This window comes from Flavobacterium sp. LK-23 (assembly GCF_058135255.1).
The window spans coordinates 83,017-104,582 of record NZ_JBYUVT010000004.1 but is presented as its reverse complement, the minus strand read 5'-3'; the positions used below and the strand labels follow the sequence as shown (position 1 = coordinate 104,582).

The 21,566-nt window shown below is 33.3% G+C and carries 14 protein-coding genes; all 14 read left to right on the top strand.

The window, feature by feature from the left end:
- The first annotated feature begins 1 nt into the window (after position 1).
- Positions 2 to 5,185 (top strand): hypothetical protein, encoded by a 5,184-nt coding sequence (locus AC3Y25_RS07985; RefSeq protein WP_489902384.1) that lies wholly within the window; start codon positions 2 to 4, stop codon positions 5,183 to 5,185.
- The gene (locus AC3Y25_RS07980) at positions 5,182 to 5,703 is read left to right on the top strand and encodes a hypothetical protein (protein ID WP_427874509.1); all 522 of its coding nucleotides are present in this window, start codon (positions 5,182 to 5,184) and stop codon (positions 5,701 to 5,703) included. The genes AC3Y25_RS07985 and AC3Y25_RS07980 overlap by 4 nt, the downstream gene beginning before the upstream one ends.
- A 4-nt stretch (positions 5,704 to 5,707) precedes the next feature.
- The gene (locus AC3Y25_RS07975) at positions 5,708 to 6,406 is read left to right on the top strand and encodes a hypothetical protein (RefSeq protein WP_489902383.1); all 699 of its coding nucleotides are present in this window, start codon (positions 5,708 to 5,710) and stop codon (positions 6,404 to 6,406) included.
- 2 nt (positions 6,407 to 6,408) lie between these two features.
- Positions 6,409 to 6,999, top strand: a complete 591-nt coding sequence (locus tag AC3Y25_RS07970) for a hypothetical protein (protein ID WP_489902382.1) — start codon at positions 6,409 to 6,411, stop codon at positions 6,997 to 6,999.
- Between the two features lie 65 nt (positions 7,000 to 7,064).
- On the top strand, positions 7,065 to 7,295 hold the full coding sequence (locus AC3Y25_RS07965) for a hypothetical protein (RefSeq protein ID WP_489902381.1): 231 nt from the start codon (positions 7,065 to 7,067) through the stop codon (positions 7,293 to 7,295).
- Between the two features lie 111 nt (positions 7,296 to 7,406).
- Positions 7,407 to 8,243, top strand: coding sequence for a hypothetical protein (locus tag AC3Y25_RS07960; protein ID WP_489902380.1), 837 nt, complete (start codon positions 7,407 to 7,409; stop codon positions 8,241 to 8,243).
- Between the two features lie 30 nt (positions 8,244 to 8,273).
- The gene (locus AC3Y25_RS07955) at positions 8,274 to 9,566 is read left to right on the top strand and encodes an IPT/TIG domain-containing protein (protein ID WP_489902379.1); all 1,293 of its coding nucleotides are present in this window, start codon (positions 8,274 to 8,276) and stop codon (positions 9,564 to 9,566) included.
- An 80-nt stretch (positions 9,567 to 9,646) separates the two neighbouring features.
- Positions 9,647 to 10,990, top strand: coding sequence for a PKD domain-containing protein (locus tag AC3Y25_RS07950; protein WP_489902378.1), 1,344 nt, complete (start codon positions 9,647 to 9,649; stop codon positions 10,988 to 10,990).
- 172 nt (positions 10,991 to 11,162) lie between these two features.
- Entirely contained in the window at positions 11,163 to 13,454 is a 2,292-nt protein-coding gene (locus tag AC3Y25_RS07945; RefSeq protein ID WP_489902377.1) for a hypothetical protein, read from the top strand.
- Between the two features lie 93 nt (positions 13,455 to 13,547).
- Positions 13,548 to 18,233 carry a hypothetical protein gene (locus tag AC3Y25_RS07940; RefSeq protein ID WP_489902376.1) on the top strand — a complete coding sequence of 1,562 codons (4,686 nt, stop codon included), beginning with the start codon at positions 13,548 to 13,550 and terminating at the stop codon, positions 18,231 to 18,233.
- A 150-nt stretch (positions 18,234 to 18,383) separates the two neighbouring features.
- On the top strand, positions 18,384 to 18,647 hold the full coding sequence (locus AC3Y25_RS07935) for a hypothetical protein (RefSeq protein WP_489902375.1): 264 nt from the start codon (positions 18,384 to 18,386) through the stop codon (positions 18,645 to 18,647).
- A 44-nt stretch (positions 18,648 to 18,691) separates the two neighbouring features.
- Entirely contained in the window at positions 18,692 to 19,186 is a 495-nt protein-coding gene (locus tag AC3Y25_RS07930; protein ID WP_489902374.1) for a guanylate kinase, read from the top strand.
- A gap of 128 nt (positions 19,187 to 19,314) precedes the next feature.
- Positions 19,315 to 20,712: a DHA2 family efflux MFS transporter permease subunit gene (locus AC3Y25_RS07925; protein ID WP_489902373.1), complete on the top strand. Its 1,398-nt coding sequence runs from the start codon at positions 19,315 to 19,317 to the stop codon at positions 20,710 to 20,712.
- A 118-nt stretch (positions 20,713 to 20,830) separates the two neighbouring features.
- Complete coding sequence (locus AC3Y25_RS07920) at positions 20,831 to 21,409, top strand: Crp/Fnr family transcriptional regulator (protein ID WP_489902372.1); 579 nt, start codon at positions 20,831 to 20,833, stop codon at positions 21,407 to 21,409.
- Positions 21,410 to 21,566 lie beyond the last annotated feature (157 nt).

Here is a 21,566-nt window from a genome sequence, read left to right as displayed (position 1 = left end):
AATGAAGAACCTTTTCAACAACCTATATTTATTTGTTCTATTTCTGTTTTTTAATGCAGTTGGATATGCACAATTATATCCAGTTCAATTAACACCAGTTTTCAATAGTCCGTATAGCGTCAAAATTTCCGATTATGCTACCAGCATGGATACGAAGATGCAATTGTTGATTAATCCAACCGATATCTCTATCTCGCAAAGAAGAGTACGCTTAAAGCTGTACATACAAGGCAACGGATTAAATATTCAAACCTCTGATTATGCACAGGAACAAAGGCCAATATATATAAATGGAGGGGAACTGCAAACCTTAACCAATGTTGATATTGCATCGCTTTTTAGGTTAGAAAACCTGCAAGGAATCTCTGCAGCGCAATATGCAAACCCGTTGCCAGAAGGAATGTACAATTTTTGTTTTGAGATGTACGATTTTGTAACGAACCAAAAAATATCTCAAAAAAGCTGTGCTAGTTTATATCTGATATTAAATGATCCGCCGTTATTAAATACACCACAAAAAAACGAACAAATTGCTTCGACAGAGTTTCCTAATATTTTATTTACTTGGACGCCGCGTCAGATCAACGCAACAAACGTTTCATATAAATTTGAGCTAAAACAGCTTCTAGATCCAACATTAGATCCTCAAATCGGGTTTCAAATGTCGCCGACTTTATACGAAGAAACTTTATTTGGAACCGCTGTTCTGTACAATCTGAGCATGCCAATACTTACTCCAGGTTTGCGTTACGCATGGAGAGTACGAGCGATTTCGACAACGGGACTTTCAGAAAATGCTGTTTTTAAAAATGACGGATACAGCGAAATATATTCTTTTAAATATACGGCTTCATGTACCGCGCCGACATTTTTATTAAGCGAATCCCAAAGTTCGAAAAGTGTAAAAATAACTTGGGAAGGAGTGCCAGAGCATACGCGCTATCAGGTACAATATAAAAAACAAGGTGTTCGTAATGCACAGTGGTTCTCGTCAAATAGTTTAAACAAACAAAGTTTAATTACCAATTTAGAGCCAGGGGTAACCTATGAATTTAGAGTGGGATCGAGCTGTGATCCGGCTGAAGACGGAATTCAGTCGTTTACTTATTCTAATATAAGCACTTTTACCACACCAACAGAAAGTAGTGGTGTTCCTGCATACAATTGTGGTATCGTTCCGCAAATCAATATTCAGAATCAAAAACCGCTAACCAATTTAATTCAAAGCGAGACATTTAGAGCTGGTGACTTTCCTGTAACTATTTTAGAACTTAGAGGAGAAAACAGCCCATATTCTGGACTCGGATATATCACTGTTCCTTATTTAGCCGATACTAAGATTGCAGTAGAATTTAAGGATATTGTGATCAATACCGATTATCAATTGATCAGTGGTGTTGTAGAAACGAGCTATAACCCAGATTGGAAAAATGTTACCGATATCGAAGATTTCACTGGCGAGGGCAAAGGCGGACAAATTGAAGAAAAAGTTCCTTTTGTAATTAAAGATATTGTCATTAATGCTAATGGAGATATAGTTGTAAATGGTGTTGACGGCGAGCAGATAACTATTCCTGGCGGAAAAGATACTGTAATTACAGACAGCGGTGTTGTTGATAAAGATGGAAAAGTTGTTGTTCCTCCAAAAGTTTACACGGTAGACAGTGAAGGAAATGGAATCAATCAAGGTGTTGCAGTTGCCGAAGGAGGAAAACCATCGCCAGAAAATACAGATGGCGTAGATAAAAATGGTCAAGCCACAGCGTTTACGGCCAAAGGTATTTCGATTGCTTTTTCTGGAAACGGAAGCAAGTATGCTTTTGATGTAATGCCAGAAAATGCATCTGCAGCGCTAAAGAAATTGTATGCCAAAGCAGGCGATAACATCTTGCCGTATAAAGCCGTTTTGAATGGTGATTCAGATACAATGTTGGCTACGGTAACCGTTACAGATGCCAAAATAAATCTCGATAGCATAGTTTTTAAAACCCAGAATGGAGCAAAAATTGACTTTACAAGAAATGATAAAATATTTGTTCTTACTGTAAAAGGGAGTTTAACGTACGCCGAAGAACAAATATTAGCAACCGTAAAACAAGGTGATAAATGGCAGGTTATTGGCGCATTTATGCTAGTGCATATTTCTCCAAAAGATGTTAATGTGGCCTTGGTTCCTACTGATGATATCTCTGCAAATAAGTTAAATGAAATTATTGCTGAAACACAGAAGATTTATAGCAAAATTGGAGTTAAAATTAACTTTAAGAAGGAGGCTATTTTTAATATAGATAAGATAGTTTCAGGCAATGTAATTCAAACCGAGAAAAATACTATTACTTCTACTTACAGTGCAGAACAGCTAAAGATAAATGCATCATATCAAGGTTCGCGTGACGGTTATGTTTTGTTTATTACAAACAAGATTTCTAGCACAAAACAAGATGGATATATGCGTTTAAATGGACAATTTGGATATGTATTCGCGAAAGCTAATAATGGCAAAGAAAATCTTGCTACTGCAGCTCATGAGTTAGGGCATGGAATCTTTAAGCTAGAACATCCTTTTGAACAGTATAAAACAGCCGAAGGCAGTACCAGTTTCTTAATGGATTATAGTACCACAAGTACTCTTTTAAACCATTTGGATTGGAAACAGATTAATGATCCTGCATTTAAATTATATGCGTTTCAGAGTCAGAGTAGTGGGGAGCTTAATAAATTTGCCCATTTAGCATTAACACCAAGTGGAGTTCTTATAGATGAGTTTTATTTTAATAATGAGAGAATAGTAGTTTCAGTAGCAATTGCGAAAAATTACATTATTAAAACCATTAAATATAATGATAAATATTATGAATGGGATATAAATGCAAAAGCATTCATTAATGGTACTGAAAAGATTGTAGCAAAAAAAGTTTCTAAAACGATAAACGATAAAGTTAATCTATTTAGATCTAGAGGTGATGGTTGTGATTATGATTATGTATTAGTTGAATGGAATGCAGAAGATGAAAAGGTTAAAGATGTTAACGCAAGGGTTTTAGAAAAAATAAAAAACATTCCTGAAAGTGATTGGAAGCTTTCTCCTTTTGATATAAAAGACGGCTCGTGTTATAATAATTTCGCACAAGAATTATTGTCAAGAGATTTAAGAGATTGCTCATCTTCTGAAATGCAAGATGGAATTGCAGAATTAAGAGCGGTAATGAAATTAACAGATGGAGAAAAAGTTGCGACCTCTGTTAATAATGCTTGTATGTCAGCTATTAGAAACTTAGCTTACACAGAAATTGAGAGCCTTATCAATACAATTTCAACGCAGTCAGCGTTAAAGGAACGTTCTGAATTGGCGATTTTGCGCTTAATGAGTGCTATTAGAACTGATAATTATACCAACTTTTATGCATTTTTAGAGAAGGAGACTAATAAGGTTTTAAAAAAGCTTATAGGAGAAATAGATGATGCTTCTGTTTACTTTTTAACTGATAAGAAAAACTATACAAATTTTATAGGGGCTTTAGTAACAATGTTTAATCAGGCTCCAAAATCTATAGAGAACAGATGGCCTAAGGAAACAGATGATTTCGCAAAAAGAGTAATAAATCTACAAGGAATAGATTATAGTAGTGATACATCATCATTAATTAGTCCAGTATTTACCTCTAAATACAATGAAGGAGTATATAGTGAAAGTACAGGAAACGTCACGTTGAATGATAGGTATATTACTTATTTCTATAAGGCATTTGATACTAAAGGTAGTGGAGTAAATAAAGAAGAACATATTGAAATTATAGAAGAAGTTTCTCCTTTGACTCCAATTATAATAGTACCACAACAAGGAAAACTACCTTTGATAGCAACAGCTTTAGGAGATAATGATTTAGGAAATAACCATTATATTGTTCCAGCAATTTTCTTAAAATACCAAGATGATAAAGTAAGGAATGATTATATTGAGAAAGGTATAGTTACGACACTGGATCTAGCTACTATTTATTTTAGTGGTGGTACTGCTTTGGCTGCTAAAGTAACATGGGTACGTCGTGGCTGGGCTATGGCAGAAGTAGTAGGTGCTGTTGGAAATATCGCAGTAAACACCGAAACAGTAGATTCAAAAAGTACTTTTGGACAAATCATTAATGCCTACAATATGGGTATGGCAGTTATTGGAATGAAAAATGTAGCTGTAGGTGGATATAAGTTCGTATCAAAGTTACCAGCTGCAACCAAAGCTTTACTTCAAGAGAATAAGGCTATTAAGAGTTTATTAATTGCACAGTATACCGAATGGAGAAGTCTTATAGTTAAAATAGATGATTTATCGCCTGCACAAAGAAAATTAGTTACTGAACAAGAAGAAGTCTGGAGAGTGCTTGGGTTTATTGATGAGGTAGGTGACATGGTCTATAAAAATGTGAAATTTAAAGATTTTGTAAATTCCGTGAATGATTTTGCAGGTGGAGCTAAAGCAGAAATTGCAGAACAAGCATATAAATTATGGGGTGAGAATAAATGGGACGAACTTTATGATCTATTTAAAAGTAATGATCTTAATCACTATAAAGGTATTAATTGGCCGCCATATAATGGATTTTCTAAAATAAAGCAGATAATTAGTGGAAAAAATTATAAGTTTAGAATAGATAGATTTCAAAAAGAAGCAAGTTTATCAGGAGGATTTGGAAGTCCTATCTTAAAAAATTCTGAAGGCGTAGATGATTTAGTTTATACTTATGATTCAAGAATGCTGAGTGACGATATTAGCGAAGGAACCTACTATTTTGTTTTTGAAATGAGTGATAAAGCTACTGATGTAGATCTTAAAATAGGTGATGTAGCACCATGGTTTAAGAAGGAGGCAGATTTAGCTGGAGAACAAATAGAATTTACTAAAAAATTGCATTTCATGGATGCCAGCTATTTCAAAAATTTAGAAGCTAAAATATATTTAAATGGCAAGTGGAGAAACTGCGTTGTAGAAGGAAAAGAGGTAGTAACCGATTTGCAAACGGTGTTTAATAAATTACCTTTAGACGTTTCAGATGATATAGTAGATTACATAAATGCATCTTCTAAGATACTTTCAGATTTTAAAGAAGCTCAGAAAGCGGGGAAATTAGATGAAATGATAGAAGCTTTCGAGATTTTTAGAAAAAATAATATTAAAAAACCATGTTTATGAAATTAGATAGTCAACACTTTTATAAAGCTTTAAAAAGTAATACAGAAATTATAGCAACAGAATTAGAGGAACTTAATTATGGTCGAATGTTTTGGAAATTCGATTTTCTTGTAAATAATTCAAAAATCGATATTCCATTGTTGCAATGTGAATTTGAAGGACTTTTTGTAAATCTGGATCATTTTAAAATGGAATCAGAAAATGGAATATATATTTACATTCCAAAATATAATCCTATTATATTCAATACAGATACTAAAGAGTTTAAAGAATATAAATCTCCTATTGAACCGAGGAATAATGATTTTGTGAGAAATTATTTTTTTGATAATAATTTGATCATTCTTCATGAAAGAAGTGTTTATAGAATCAATTTGGAGACAAGTGATATTGAACACATTTCATTCGAATTCGGAAGTGTTCTGTTGAATGATATTTATTTTTTAGATGGAAGATATGTACTAAAGTTTAAGAATTTGAGCAATTACGAAGATGAGGAAAAAGAAATTAAATTGTAGTATAATGAAAAAAATAGTAATTCTTTTTTTTGTATTGCATTCGTGCTTTTCTTATTCGCAATGCCTTAAGTTTTTGATGGAAGATTTAGCAATAAATGGTAAAGAATTTAAAGCGCTCGTTAATGAAAATTCGGGTTTTAAGGCTTGGCAAGTTTTAGCAGAACATGCTCCATCGCTTCGTACAGATTTGAATGAGTTAAATTTAGTATCTAAAAATTTAGAAGCTATTGAAAAAGCGGAAGGGTATACGAAATGGAAAGGATTGTATAAAGCAAGAGATTGGAAATCAATTCAGCATATAGCCAATAAATTTCCAACCGAAGAAATGCCTTTAGATGGACAACTTTGGGGCATAGCAGAAATTGAAAGTGGATATATTAAACAAATGGCCTCTAAAGGAAATACATTTAATGATGTTGATTTTGTAATAACAACAAATGGTGAGTTAAAAATAGGGAAAAAGCATCATTTTTTAGGAAATGCGAGTAGTGTTGAAGCAGCCGGTACAATAAAGACTGTCAATGGTAAATTAAAAAAAATTTCAAATTCGTCTGGACATTATTTTCCGACTGTTGATGAGACAAACAAATTTCCTGAAATTTTTAGACAACTTGGTATAGATACTAAAGGGGCTTCATTAGAAATAAAATATTTAGATGATGCAGGAAATTTAAAAACCCAAACGAAATTTATTACTGAATAATTATGAGTGAAATTGAATTAGCAAAACAACTTTATGCATCATCACCCTTAAATAGATTTAGGATTCATACAAGTATGAAAGAAAAAATAGAGATGCTATCTATTGATCAAAAAATGAATTTATTAGTTTTTTCATTTAAGAATTATGACAGGAGTTATAATATAGAATTATGTTTAGCATATACTATTTTGTGGAGAGACTTTAATGGGGATAATTGGAAAAGATTAATATTAGAAATGTTTCCAAGAAAAGTAAAGTTTGAAGAAGGAGTGAAGGAAATAAATACGAGCTTCTATTTCGATATATTTTTGCTTAATGGAATTATAGGAGTTTCTCCATTTGAGTTTATTTTTAATGAATTTGAGATACATGTGAAGGAAAAGAAAGAATTTCTTAATTATTTAAAGTTTTATGGTGATGTGTTTTTTTATTACAATGAACGAGAATTGATAGAGGATATAGTTAATTATTATGAATTAGAAACATTTGTAGATATAGTAAAAATGAAAGAGTATATTCTAACAAATTTAATTTTTGAACCATCAATGAGTCATTCCGATTTATTAAATCGATATGAAAAAGACAATAATTAATAAAAATTACTCGCCTCGTACAGATATCAATGAGTTAAATGTGGTGTGTAAAAACTTAGAAGCTATTGAAAAATCAAAGAGGAGTTGAAACTTGGGATGTTATAATTGCTGATACAAAATTAAGTAAAAAAGATCAGATGAATTTGGGAGACTATTTTGGAGTTGGCCCTCTTTATTTTAAAAAACTTATTATTATGCGAGTTTGTAGAAATGACAATTATACTCACTATAAACAATGGTTAATAAATACCTATGTAGAAGAGGAATTGCAAATGAGATGCAGAATGGAATGGTGAGTTTAATTTATTAAACGAGCTAATTGAAATTTTAGAAACTGAATATTAGTATATAGGAATAAAAGTAAGAAATAAATACTTTGTATAACAAAAAAAAACAAAAACTAACAAATGAAAAAAAATCTTTTAACCCTAATAGTAATGCTAATTAGCATTGGTGGTTTTGCGCAAAAATTAAAAATTGATAAAGGAGAACTAAAACTAGACGAAAAAACAATAGGTTTTTTAGAAGGAAAAAAACCGCTTTTTACCATTTTTAGTTTAGATAAAAGTTACTCAATTACGGCAGAACTAAAGAAAGCTCCAAACGAAGATTCTATGGTATTGCCATGGATTGAAATTAAAGATGAAGCGACGGGGAAATCGAACGAATTAGAATTTAAGAACAAAAGCAGAAAATTTAGTGCCTTTAATTACGACCGCAGTATAGTCTATGAATTATTGGATAGAGGTATGGTAGGAGCAGAAGGTTTAAACAAAGAAGCAATTGAAAGTTTTATCAATGGTGAATCAGCAGGTATAGCTGCAAAGCGTTTGGGCGTTCAAGGCGAAATAGATAATGCTGGTAAAATTGCAGATACTTATCAGTTAGCGATTGATGATTATGGTACAATCTTTAGCATTAAGGCACAAAATAAAGATATAGACGATAAAAGAATCGGGTTTATCAGAGTGACATCACCTTCTCAAAATGGAGATTTAAAATATGAAGTAATGGACCTAGATAATAATTTAGTAGGAACTTGGTTTGCCAGAGGCGGTATGTTCTCAGGATATGAAAAACTACTAAATCAGGAAGTGATTACATTCAATGGGAAAGTGTTCAAAGCGACTTTCGACAATAGAGGAAACCCTATAGGTTACAAAATGAGCAAAGATATAACAGCAATGAATATTGTGAGAGTTTTGGTTGGAAATGGATATACTTTAGGAAGTCAGTCTAAATAGAATTTAAAAAAAATGTATAAAATAATTAAAATGAAAAAAACAGTCTTATTAGCCGCAGTATTCCAACTTTTTATGGTACTAGGTAGCTGTAGCTCGGATTCAGATAGCACTTCAACTCCAGAACCGCCAGTTGTTGTAATAAAAGCAGCAAAAGTAAAATCCTACTCTAAAAACTTTGGAGAAGCTGGAGAAACTATTACAATCTTTGGTGAAAATTTTTCCGATAAGATAAGCGATATTAAAATTGCTTTTGATGGTGTTTCTGCAACAGTTGTTTCGTCGACAGCTACTGAGATTGTATTCAAACTGCCGTCAACTGAAAAATTAGTTCCACAATTGTCTTTAATAATTGAAAATAGAACCATTACGAATGAAGTTAAGAATGATTATAAAGGAAATATAGGCGTTTTACCTAAATCATCTACTACTGATTGGTTTACAATAGACAATGTTCTGAAAAATGAGAATAAAGTTTATAGTGTTCAAGTCGTTAGCGATAAAATAATGTACTATTCTATGGCTGATTATGGAGCAAGTGGAGTTTACAGAACGATTGACGGAGGTATTACTTTTGTAGAATGGGGAAGAACTGGTTTTTCTGGGGCTTTTTCGGCTACTAAAAATGACGAAGGCTGGGCAGATACAGCATTTGGAATTCAAAAGGTACCAGTTGGAGGTTCTCCAACAATGGAATTTATTAGCGCAACAACAAAGGGTATTTATTACTCTGTTTATGTTGATGATGATATGAAAAAGGGAACTATAATTACTACATACGGAGATGTTTACAGCACAGCTGATGGAGTTGAGTTTTCACAAGTCTATGATGCTCATTTTCTTGATAAAGGTTTCGATTCAGGATCTATAATCAAATCTGATGAAATTGACAATGATCATATTTGGGCTATTGGTATGAAAAAAGTGGAAAATATATATTATCCTTTTATTTTATTTAAAAATAATGAAACTGAGGGTTGGAAGGAACATTATTTTGCAAGTGAGCCAAATACTTTAGCAGCAGAAGTATCTTTTGCAGATAAGGCAAATGGTTATTTTTTAATTAATAACTCTACCATTTACAAAACTACAGATGGCGGTGATACTTGGACTAAAATTTATAGTGGAGAGAAATTCACAAAATTGGTATTTAAAGATGCTAATACGGGTTGGGCAGTTTTAGAAAACAAAATTTACAAAACAGTAGATGGAGCTAAAACATGGACACTTGATTACACAAATACGCAAGCGATCAAAGCAATTGGCTATAAAAACAATATTGTTTGGGCTATTTCTATAGATAAAATTATCAAACGTTATCTGTAATTTTTAATCAATAGAATTCAAAATAGAGAATAAAAAGCACTGCAGTTTTTTAATAGCTGCAGTGTTTTAAAATGCACTGAATGAAAAAAACTTTACTCTTATTCTTACTTTTCGTTATTACTTCTTGTTATCAGGAAACTGCTATAGTCATAGAAGGTGAGTTCACGACTTCGTATGTTGATCAAGATGAATCTATACCCGTTATTATTAAAATTGATAATAAAATAACGGGTGCAGATACATATGAATGGACATTTGAGGGCGGAAACCCTTCTGTTTCAAATTCTAAAAATCCAGGCGAGATTTTATACAGCAAACAGGGAACCTATACCATTAAAGTAATAGCAAAAAATGTAGATGGTGAGAGTAGAGAATTTACTCAAACTGTTGTAATAAAAGAAGGCATTAATATTGCCTTTACGCATGAAATTGTAAAAAGCAATTACTCTCCTGTTGAGGTAATTTTAAAGAATGCTACTATTGGAGAAGGCTTGACTTTTAATTGGGAATTTCAAGATGGTTCGCCAGCTTCTTTTTCAGGAAAAACACCACCAAATGTTGTATTTACAACTCCTGGAGAACACCTAATAACTTTGACGGTGTCAAACGGTTTTGAATCTGAAAAACAGACTAAAACCATTACTGTTGCTCCGTATTTGGTGAGTTTGTTTACCTATGAGCCAAAGTTTGAAGATGATGATTATGAAGCTCCTGTAACAATTAATTTCACAAATAAATCTGTCAGCACAACCCATTACAAATGGACATTTGAAGGTGGAAATCCAGCTGTTTCTACAGAAGAGAATCCGACTGTGGTTTTTACAAGTGCAGGCGCTCATGAAGTTACTTTAGAAGCTTTTAATGATAAAACAAGTCAGATTTTCAAATCGACTATTACAGTTCTGCCCGATACAAACCTGCGAACATTTACTAATGTAAAATTAGGAATTAACACGGCACATAACGGCAATAATATTGGTGCCATGTTCTCGACAATTACACGTGAAGTTTACAAGGCAAACGAAATTAACGATGAGAATAGCAACCTGATAGATATTGTATTCCAAGGTCTAAACAGCAATTTTACATACAACAGATTCGTCTCTCCAGATCAGGCCAATAACTATGGGTTTTTAGCATTAAAAAATGCGCAAAGCACCATTTTTGTAAATTCTCAAAGTTTGTGCAATTGCGGTTTAAATTTTACCGAAGTACAATTTGACAATATGGTAAATGACACGCCTATAAAAGCATTAAACATAAATTATAGCGCTGGAGGAGCACAGGAATTTGGATTTACTTATCCGAGAATCATTTTATTTAAAACACAAGACGGCAGAAAAGGCGCCATTAAAATAAAAGAAATGGTAAAGAATGGTGCAAGTTCTTATATTTTATGCGACATCAAAGTCCAAAAACAATAACCGGTAAATGAAGATAAAGAATAATAAAATCTTGTTTGGGTTATGTATTGTTTTGGCCTGTTGTTTTTGCAGGAAAGGATATGCACAGGATATAGATTTGCAGAATTTTTATAAACCTAATTTTAAGGTGACAGGTAATATTAATGCCAATATGATGTACTACAATTCAAATATGGAAAATTCACGTGAACCTTTCACTTATCTGTTTTCAGGGAGTTTGAATATTAGTGCTTTTAATTTTAGCGTTCCGTTGTTTTATAGTTTTACCAATCAAGGAGATAATTTAGGATATACTGCTCCATTTGATTTTAACAGATTAAGTATTATGCCTAAATATAAATGGGTAAAAGCTTATATTGGAAATGTGAGTATGACATTTTCGCCTTATACATTAAGTGGTTATCCATTTAAAGGAGTCGGATTAGAACTGACGCCAAACAGTCCGTTTAAAGTGTCGTTAATGGGAGGACAGCTCCTTAAAGCCGTATCGGCAGAAAATGCTTCAGGGGGAATTCCGATTTATCAGCGTTTTGGTTATGGAGCAAAAGTAGGTTTTGAGAAAGCGCAGTACAAGTTAGGTTGGATAGGCTTTTATGCCAAAGACGATGCCAGTTCATTAAACATGGTAAATGATAACGGAGTTACGCCAAAAGAAAACTTTGTAAACAGTTTGATTTTTAGCACTTCGGTAGTGAGAAATTTAAATTTAAATGTCGAGTATGCCTTATCTGTATTAACAGATGATACTAGAAGTGAAAGTCTTTCGGGCGGAGGTTTTCGAGATAAAATATTTTCTGGTAAAGAAAGTACGAGTTATATGAACGCTTTCAATGTTAATTTCGATTATAATATTCAGAAAAGCACTGTCGGATTAACTTACGAGCGTATTGATCCTAACTATAATACCCTTGGTGCATTATATTTTAATAATGATTTAGAAAACATCGCGTTGCGTTTTGCGAGACCTTTTTATCAAGATAAAATTACAGTTTCGACCAGTTTAGGATTTCAAAAAGATGATTTAGAAAAAGTTAAAAAACAAGATACAAAACGTGTTGTAGGATCTATCAACATGAATTATAGAGTTACAGATCAAATTAACATTACGGGTAGTTATTCTAATTTTTCTACTTATACCAATAAAAAATTAGATCAGTTTGAACTTATAAATAATCCAAATGTAGTGCAGGCAGACACTTTAGATTACAGACAATTGTCTCAAAATGCTAATGTAAACATGTCTTATGCTTTTGGGAAAAAAAGAAATCAAAATTTAAACTTTAATTATAGTATTGCAGGTCAGGCCAACGAGCAAGGAGGCGTGATTAGAAAAGGTCAGGCGAGCACGGTTCAAAATTATAATTTGGCGCATACGGTTAGTTTTCTTGCAACAAAAGTTGCTTTAAACAGTTCGCTTAACTATACCAAAAATGAAGTAAGCCGAAACAATAATTCATCTATGGGAGCTTCAGTTGGAGCTTCAAAGAAACTATTCAAAGACAAGCTAAATACAAACCTTGGATTTCTTTATAATAATTCGCAAGGAAATATGAATTCAAGTTCTGTATTTGGAATCAAGTTCAACAATAGTTACGTAATGTATCAAAGGCATAATTTTGGTTTAAATGTTATTTCGATGTTTAGAAGCAGTACGAATACAGACAAATTTAATGACTTAACGGCTACTTTAAATTACACCTGTTCGTTGGATAAAATAAAGCTTCCTGCCAAAAAAGAGCCTAAAAAAGAAAAAGAAGAGGTTTTAAATCCTATTCTAAAAATAAACCATAAAGACAAAACGTACCAAGGAACGAGAGACGAAATTATACAGCAGCTTCAGGATATGCAGTCAGCGCTTCGTCCGATGCCAAAAGAAGATTCAGAAGAATTGCAACATCTTCTTACGCTTACAACTTTGACACCAGATGACGATAGCTTCAAAGAAAAAGCCTTGAATTATTTAAAAGCATACGATTTAAATAATGACATCTTAAATAAATACGACAATTACATTCATGAAACGGTAAAAAGTTTAAGAGAAGAAATGGTTCGTAAAGACGAAGGATATGAGAATGATTATGTGATGGCTCTAGGTAGAGTAAACAAACATAAGATGCACGGTGTCGATGAAAAAGACGTCACAGATAAAGTGAGTTATAATTCGTATCTAAAACTGGTAGACAGAAAAAATAAAAAATTACAGCCTTTAATGGTTCATCGCTGGATGCTTAATGAGATTGGAATACTTTCAAATACACCTGTAGATCAGCTTCGTCAAAATGAAAACCTTTCTGCTTTTAATAAAGAAGAGCTAGGAGATTTCTTTAAAATGATGAAAGAGAAGAAAACAGATGCGGCAATAATCGAAGAAATAAAAATCAAACTAATTCCATTCTATCATGATTTAGCAGTTAAAAATGTTAAAGATGGAGAAGTCGATTTTAAGTTTTTAAAGAATAATTAATAGTCAAATAAACTCTTTTGCTGTTCGAAAGAGTAAAAAAATATAAAAGAAGTCGGTATGCTTTATTTTTCAAAAAAACAGAATGATTTGCTTATGAAAAAAAATTACAAAATACATTTTGCGACACTGCTGATCTTGCTTTCGGTTGTTTTTTCTTATGGGCAGGAAATTCAGCCACCAAAAGAATTAAGTGTAGCTTCAAGTTCGATACAAAAGATTGAAGCCGCTGACCGTTGGGTAGATAAATTCTCAAATCAAGATTTGGTAGAACTGCCTATTGGTATTCGTAATACGGTAAATAATATTCAATATTCTATCGGAATTACAAAGGCTACTTTTACGCCAGAATATACTACGCTGACAGTTTTCTGTAGAGTTGATATTCCTCAGAAAGATAAAAAAACCGGACAGCCCATGCAGCTTTTCTTTGGAGCAGATAATGTTAAATTATCGCATCAAGGAGGTATTATGGGTGAAGCCAAATTGGTATTGCTAGGCAATGTTGATATTCCGTTTAACGAAGATAAATGGCAGGTTTCTTTATACGGAGGTTTCGAAATGGCGACTGGAAAGGTAAACGATCTAACGTATGTAAAGATTGATTGTGATGGTTTTAAAGAAATGAAGATTTCTGGCGCTGTTGAGTTTTCGAGAGATCTAATTCTGCCAATCGATCCGTTGACCAAAACGGTTGATGAAGCAAAAACTACAGTTCCAAAAACGTATTATAACGGAAAAACGGTTGCAATACCTAATAGAGTTAGAGGAGAGTTTAGTTTTACAGCGGGCAGCTGGAATGATATTTTATTAAATGTAAGTCTGCAGCCTTTTGTATTAAAAGACAAACGAAACGGAAAAGATTTTGATGGTAATTTCCAGTTTTTGGTAAGCAATGCAGTATTGGATTTAAGTGATTTGAAAAATGATCCTGTAGTTGTTTTTCCAGAATATTATGCGAAAAATTCGCTTTTGGTTCCAAGTCAGGAATCGTGGAAAGGAGTTTTTGTTCAGACTTTTGATGTAGGTCTGCCCAAGGAATTTCAAACAACCGATACGGCATCAAGTAAAGAAAGGCTCCATGTAGGCGCACAAAATCTTATTATAGATAAATTTGGAGTTTCGGGAACTTTCTATGCCGATAATGTTTTTCCTTTAGATCGAGGAATAACCAGTCAGGAAAAATCATGGGCTTATTCGTTAGACCATATTGATGTGACTATTGCGGCAAATACTTTTGTAAAAGCAAATTTAAAAGGACAGATTCTTTTACCCATTAGTAAAGCTGTACCAGAGAAAAAAGAAACGGCTACAACTCCAGCTACCAATGCAGGAACAGCTAGCGCAACAGGAACCGATGCTGCTAAACCAAAACAGACCAATAGGGCTGGTTTAGAATACAACGGATTTATTTCTATGGAAGAGCAACAATTGGTTGTGATAACAAAAGATTCCATAGCTTTTGACATCTGGAAGGCAAAAGCATTATTGCTGCCCAATAGTTCTGTCGAGTTAAAATTAGTCAACGGACGATTTTTGCCTAAAGCCAATCTAAACGGTTCGGTTTCCTTTGGAACCAATAAAGGGGCAACAGACGATAAAGATGTCGAAGGCAAGAAAATGGTAGACTTTAAAGGAATTACTTTTGAGAACTTGCAATTACAGACGGTTTCGCCTATTATTTCGGTTAGAAATATGGGGTACAAAGGAACAGTTGGTTTTGCTAATTTTCCTGTTTCGATCGGAAACATTAATGTAGCCATTAATGGAGATGATTCCCGAATTGATTTTGATTTAGGAATTAATTTAATGGAAAGCATTGGAGCAGGAGCTACAGCTAGAATTGGAATAAAAGGTAAGATGTACGATGATGGGTATAGGCAAAAAAGCCGATATGACGGTCTGGATCTTTCGGCTATAAACATAGATTGCAAGTTTAGTGGATTAACTATTAAAGGTGGTCTTATCCTAATGGAAAATGACCCTATATATGGTAACGGATTTAATGCTGACTTGATGGTTGATGTTGTTGGCGTTGTAAATGTTCAGGCAAAAGCTATTTTTGGGCGATCTACTTTTAGGTATTGGTACTTTGATTCTGCTGTAAAATGGCCACCTGTGCCTTCGCCATTTATGATTAATGGTTTTGGCGGCGGAGCCTATTATAAAATGCGAAGAAATCAGGATCTGTCCATTGCAGATTTTTCGCTATCAGGATTGAGCTATACTCCAGATGAAAAGATTAGTTTAGGACTTAAAGCTTTAATTTATTTTTCTATTGGTACAGAATCTGTTTGCGATGGTGAAGCTGGTTTTGAAATTGCATTTAACTCAAAAGGAGGAATAAACAGATTAGCTATTTTTGGTAAAGCCAATGTTATGGCTAAAATTCCAGGACTTAAAAATGTTACCGATTTAATGGGTAAAGTAGCTTCAAATGTTACCGCTAAGAAAAGCTTTTTAGGAATTACAGAAAATGACCTTAAAGGTTCTTTTGCCAGCAAATATATTCCAGAAGCTAAAGAAGCAATTCCAGGAGATTTGTCGGCAGCAGTAGGAATAAAAATGGCAGCAGCTGTTGAATTTGATTTTGAAAACAAATCGATGCACGCCACTACCGATGTATATATTAATACACCAGGGAATTTCCTTTCGGGAACTGGAGAAGGGGGAAGAGCCGTTTGGGGAGTTTTCCACAAAGATCCAAAAGATTGGTACATGTACATGGGAACACCAAAAGACCGATGCGGAATTAAAATTGGAGTTGCAGGTATGTATTTGCAAACGACAAGTTATTTTATGGCAGGAACGGTACTTCCGGGCAGTCCGGCGCCACCTCCGCAAGTTGCTCAAATTTTGGGTGTCGAATTAAAAGAACTGGATTATATGCGTAACGAAAATGAATTGGCAAATGGAGGTGGTTTAGCCTTTGGAGCCAGTCTAGATTTCGATACAGGAGATTTAAGTTTCTTACTTTTTTACGCCCGTTTTCAGGCAGGAATGGGATTCGATATTATGCTTAAAGATTATCAGGAAGCTAGATGTTCCAACACAGGAAGCCGTGTAGGAATAAATGGTTGGTATGCTAATGGACAATCTTATGCTTATCTGCAAGGAGAACTTGGAATCAGAATTAAATTATCTTTCTTAAAATTAAAGGTTCCAATTATTTCTGGAGGAGCCGCAGTTTTATTACAAGCGAAATTACCAAATCCAGTTTGGATGCGCGGATATGTGGCAGGAAATATGAATATTTTAGGAGGACTGATAAAAGGAAAATTCAGATTTAAATTTGAAATAGGCGAAGAATGCCAATTTGAAAATGCATCGCCACTAGGAGGCATTAAATTAATCACCGATGTAACTCCAAAACAAAGCTCTACAGATGTAGATGTTTTTGCTGTGCCACAAGCCGCATTTTCAATGAAAGTAAATGAAGCTTTTGTAATTCCTGAAGACGCGGGCGATGTGACTTATAAAGTTATATTAGAAAAATTCAAAGTATTTGATGGAACCAAAGAAATTCCAGGAGTTTTTGAATGGAGTAGTATGAAAGACAGAGTTAATTTTGTTTCAACAGATATTCTTCCTCCTCATAAAGAATTGAAAGTTCAAGTTGAGGTTAGTTTCCAAAAAATGGTAAATGGCGTATTCCAACCTATAAAAGTAGACGGAAAAGTAGCCACAGAATTTGAAGAAAGAATATTTACAACAGGAGGTGCGCCAAACCATATTCCGCTTACAAATATTAAGTACTCGTATCCAGTTGTAGATCAAAAATATTTCCTTGAAGAAGAATATTCAAAAGGATATATCCAACTGAAGCGTGGTCAGGATTATTTATTTGAAGATTCTAATTGGGAGACCAGTATTAAGATGGCGCAAGAGGGAACTTCTAACTCAAAAACCGTGGCATTTAACTATGATACTACTTCAAATGAAGTATATTATAACTTGCCCAATATTGATCAGGATAAGAAATATAATTTCTCAATCATTAGTAATTTAAAGCAGAATACAACAAGAAACACGACATCAAATACAAAGACAAATACGATTAGTGATGAAGGTAATGATATACAAATAAAAGAAAATCAAGCCGATGCCATATCTAAAGCTGAGGGAAGTATTGATCGTTTAAACTATTCATTCAACACGAGTAAATACAAGACTTTTACTTCTAAAATGAATGCAATTAATACGCAAAGCTATGATTTTGGAATTTTGTTTTCAGATGTTATTTATTTAACCAACGGTATTTCAAGTCAAGAGGCTTTTGATCTAGTAGAGCTTAGAGGAGTAACTTACAGTGACAATAAACCTGTAGTAACAGCAGAATCTAAATTAAATGATCAATATTACACAACAGATATTTATCCTTATTTGTATAAAGATTATCCTTTAAGTGGTATTTTCTCAATAAAAAATAGAGATACTAGCGAATTTGGAGTTGTTCCTGCAAAGGCAATTCCGTTAAATGCTTCTTATATGACAAATTTAGAAAACGACGTTAATCAGTCTTGGACTAGAGCGAACTTCCCGTTTAGATACAATTTGCCATTTTTCTATAAGGAAGACTGGATCGATTTGAACAATCAAATAGTGAACAACTACATTAATGGAGAACCAGGTGTTGTGGCACTTGCCCAGCGATTTATTAGTAGTTCTTACCAGTTCATGCGATATGGAAATTATGAAATAGTAATGAAGTATAATCTGCCAGGAAATAAACAGGCAAATGAGTTTGTTTATAAGTATAAAAACATCAATACTTTTAGGTAAATTCTATAAAGGACTATAAGTAACTTTAAAAACCCGTTTGAGAACTCTCAAACGGGTTTGTATTTTAATTTGACCTAATTTCGTAGTGTTTTGCTGTCTTTTTTATTAATTTTCATGACTAAGAACTCGATACTAAAATTTGCAGAAAAAATGTTTGAGGTTTACCAAAACAGACAAAATAATGATGAAATCAAAAGATTCATCATACCTAAAAATAAAGGATTTAATAATTCTACATGGATTCTTATAACCATAAAAGGAAACAGAGAATTTCTTATGGAAAGATTCTTCGAAAAATTAGAGATTATAGAAGACGAATGGGAATTAAAAACAAATTATGCTTTTCCATCAGCACTTATGAATGAGTTTTTACGCTTAGATTTTGATGATGAAAATCTTAAACAATACTTGTAGTTCAATTCCTTTTTAGAATTAGGAGCAAAATAAAAAAAACGGCTATGAGAATAAGAAGAGATTCATTTGCAAAACATATGGGAATCGAGTTTAGGTTTTGGAAAAGAGATCATTTTTATGTTTTGCAAGCGGACTACAGCGAAGAATTATTGAGGACAGGTTTTAGAATTGATGATAAACTCAAATTGAAACTCAAATTAATGCTAAAGTTGAAGCTAAAACCAAAACTTGAGCAAAAAGTTAGTATGTATAAAGAAGTCTCTTTTACTGATATTGAAAGCGCTTATTGGGCAAATACTTTTTGTATATACAAAGGTTTTAAGTTTTTTGTAGAAAATGCTTCTAGCAGAAAATATACTTTGCGTCCATTGGAGGAAGCGATGAATCATTTTAATGATTTCCCTAAACAGGCTTATGATCCTGTATATGAAGCTGATGAAGATGAAATAGAAGAGCTTTGGGAAGAACGAAAACCAATAGATGAGTTTGTTTTTGATACAGAACCAATTATTTATATTAAAGGAAAAATAGAATCTTAAAGTCAAAACCCGTTTGAGAATTCTCAAACGGGTTTTTATTTTAGACAATCAGATTTAACACTTTGGAGCGCTTTTTTTTATTAATTTACATAAAACTTACAAATCAAGCTTTTGTCTAAAACTAAAAGATGCTGAATAATAAAGAAGAAAAGAAAGAACAAAATGCAGTATATCTGCTTCCTTGGGTTACGGCAATTGCAATGTTTATGCAATCATTAGATGGTACAATTCTTAATACTTCGCTGCCTTCAATAGCCAAAAATATGGGATATTCGGCAACCGAAATGGATTCGGTTATTGTAACCTACACACTCACATTAGCCATGTTTATTCCGCTTTCCGGATGGCTGGCAGATAAGTTTGGCACCAGAACCATGTTTATGATTGCTGTATTTCTGTTTATCATGGGATCTTTGTTTTGTGCCCTTTCAGTTGATTTGAATACGCTTAATATGGCACGTGTTTTACAAGCGGTTGGTGCTTCCATGATGGTGCCAATTGCCCGATTGGCTATTTTATACCAATACCCCAAAAACGAACTGCTTAAAACAATGAATTTTATAACCTTATTTGGATTGTTAGGAATGGTTGCGGGTCCAAGTTTAGGAGGTTTTCTCTCGGATAATTTCAGCTGGCATTGGATTTTTCTAATAAACATTCCAATTGGTCTCATCGGAATTTCGATGGCATATCGAATTATGCCTAATTTTAAGCACGCAGTAGGAAGATTCGATTTTAGAGGATTGGTTTATTTCAGTTTGGCACTAATTTCTATTACTTTGGTTTTAGAACTTATTGGAAACGGAAGACCACACATGATTGTAATTCTAAGTTTATTGTTTCTCTTCGGACTGCTTTCTCTCTTTTATTATATTCATTATAAAAAAACGGAGAAACCCATAATCGACCTGCATCTTCTAAATATTAGAACCTTAAAAATAGGATTGATGGGAAGTTTAATTACTAGACTCGGAATTGGCGGATTGCCATTGCTTTTACCGCTTATGTTGCAAACCAGTTTTGGTTACTCGGCATCAGTATCAGGATTATTGCTGTTGCCTTCTGCCTTGTCAAATGTTGCTGTTAAGCCTTTTATGGTAAATATTATAAAGTTTTTTGGCTACAGAACAGTATTGATAAGCAACACCATTTTGTTGGGAATTGTTTTAATTATTCTTGGATTTGTAACGAAAGAAACACCAATTGGATACTATATTTTACTGATGATATTCTACGGAATTTTCACCTCTATACAAATGTCTGCCATGAATACGATTACGCTTTCAGATTTAGATCAAGATACGGCGAGTGGTGGAAATACGATGTTGGTTATTATGCAGCAGCTTTCAGTAAGTTTTGGAGTTTCTGTGGCGAGTCTTGCGCTTTCTTTATTTCAGGACGGAATTTTCGATTTAGACGCTTCAAAAGCATTTCAATATACTTTTATTGCATTGGCTGTTTTTACCATCTTTTCAAGCTTTACTTTTTCAAAATTAAGTAAAACAGATGGAGGAGGGTATATGTAATTTTGTCTTGAATAAGTAAGTTTTTGAATTCAAAAAATCACAACTTATCGAATCAATCTAACTTGTTTTGGATTAAGTTATTTGTTCTTCAAATGGGTTTTGCATAATTTTACATGCTATGTATGAAATATTCCAAAAGTATCTAGAAGAAAAAACAGAACTGACTCCCACAGAATCGGAACGTATACAATCATTTGCTATAATTAAAAAATTGCGTAAAAGACAATATCTGCTTCAAGAAGGAGATGTGTGGAAATACGATGCTTTTATTACAAAAGGCTGTGTTCGAACTTATACCGTTGATGAAAAAGGCAGTGAGCATGTAAATAGTTTCAGCATCGAAAATTGGTGGACAGGAGATCGCGAGAGTTTAATGATGCAGCAACCGTCTCGTTTTAATATTGATGCTATTGAAGATACCGAGCTTATTCTTTTTACGCATGAGAATTTTGAATTGCTATGCAGAGAAATTCCAGCTTTTAATAATATGGTAAATGCTATTCTGCAAAGAAGTTTTATTGCCGCTCAAAATAGAATTCAGGCCTCACTTACTTTAACGGCCGAAGAAAAGTATTTGAACTTTATAAGCAAATATCCAGGTTTTGCTTCGAGAATTCCTCAAACCATGATCGCTTCCTATTTGGGTATGACACCAGAAACGTTAAGTCGTATTCGAAAACAAACGGCAAAGAAATAAATGTACAAGGAGCTTTTAAAGCTCCTTTTTTTATGGCCTCTTCCAACTCTTGATCTATATCAAGTTTTTACTTATTTCTAATCAATGTACAGGTTTTGCATTCATCGCAACTTTGTAATGTTCAAAAGAAACAAACATTATAAACATTTAAATAGTA

Bases quoted from the DNA above. Each gene is read 5' to 3' on its own strand.
- AC3Y25_RS07985 (WP_489902384.1), top strand. From the start codon at position 2: ATGAAGAACCTTTTCAACAACCTATATTTATTTGTTCTATTTCTGTTT.
- AC3Y25_RS07980 (WP_427874509.1), top strand. From the start codon at position 5,182: ATGAAATTAGATAGTCAACACTTTTATAAAGCTTTAAAAAGTAATACA.
- AC3Y25_RS07975 (WP_489902383.1), top strand. From the start codon at position 5,708: ATGAAAAAAATAGTAATTCTTTTTTTTGTATTGCATTCGTGCTTTTCT.
- AC3Y25_RS07970 (WP_489902382.1), top strand. From the start codon at position 6,409: ATGAGTGAAATTGAATTAGCAAAACAACTTTATGCATCATCACCCTTA.
- AC3Y25_RS07960 (WP_489902380.1), top strand. From the start codon at position 7,407: ATGAAAAAAAATCTTTTAACCCTAATAGTAATGCTAATTAGCATTGGT.
- AC3Y25_RS07955 (WP_489902379.1), top strand. From the start codon at position 8,274: ATGAAAAAAACAGTCTTATTAGCCGCAGTATTCCAACTTTTTATGGTA.
- AC3Y25_RS07950 (WP_489902378.1), top strand. From the start codon at position 9,647: ATGAAAAAAACTTTACTCTTATTCTTACTTTTCGTTATTACTTCTTGT.
- AC3Y25_RS07945 (WP_489902377.1), top strand. From the start codon at position 11,163: ATGGAAAATTCACGTGAACCTTTCACTTATCTGTTTTCAGGGAGTTTG.
- AC3Y25_RS07940 (WP_489902376.1), top strand. From the start codon at position 13,548: ATGAAAAAAAATTACAAAATACATTTTGCGACACTGCTGATCTTGCTT.
- AC3Y25_RS07935 (WP_489902375.1), top strand. From the start codon at position 18,384: ATGTTTGAGGTTTACCAAAACAGACAAAATAATGATGAAATCAAAAGA.
- AC3Y25_RS07930 (WP_489902374.1), top strand. From the start codon at position 18,692: ATGAGAATAAGAAGAGATTCATTTGCAAAACATATGGGAATCGAGTTT.
- AC3Y25_RS07925 (WP_489902373.1), top strand. From the start codon at position 19,315: ATGCTGAATAATAAAGAAGAAAAGAAAGAACAAAATGCAGTATATCTG.
- AC3Y25_RS07920 (WP_489902372.1), top strand. From the start codon at position 20,831: ATGTATGAAATATTCCAAAAGTATCTAGAAGAAAAAACAGAACTGACT.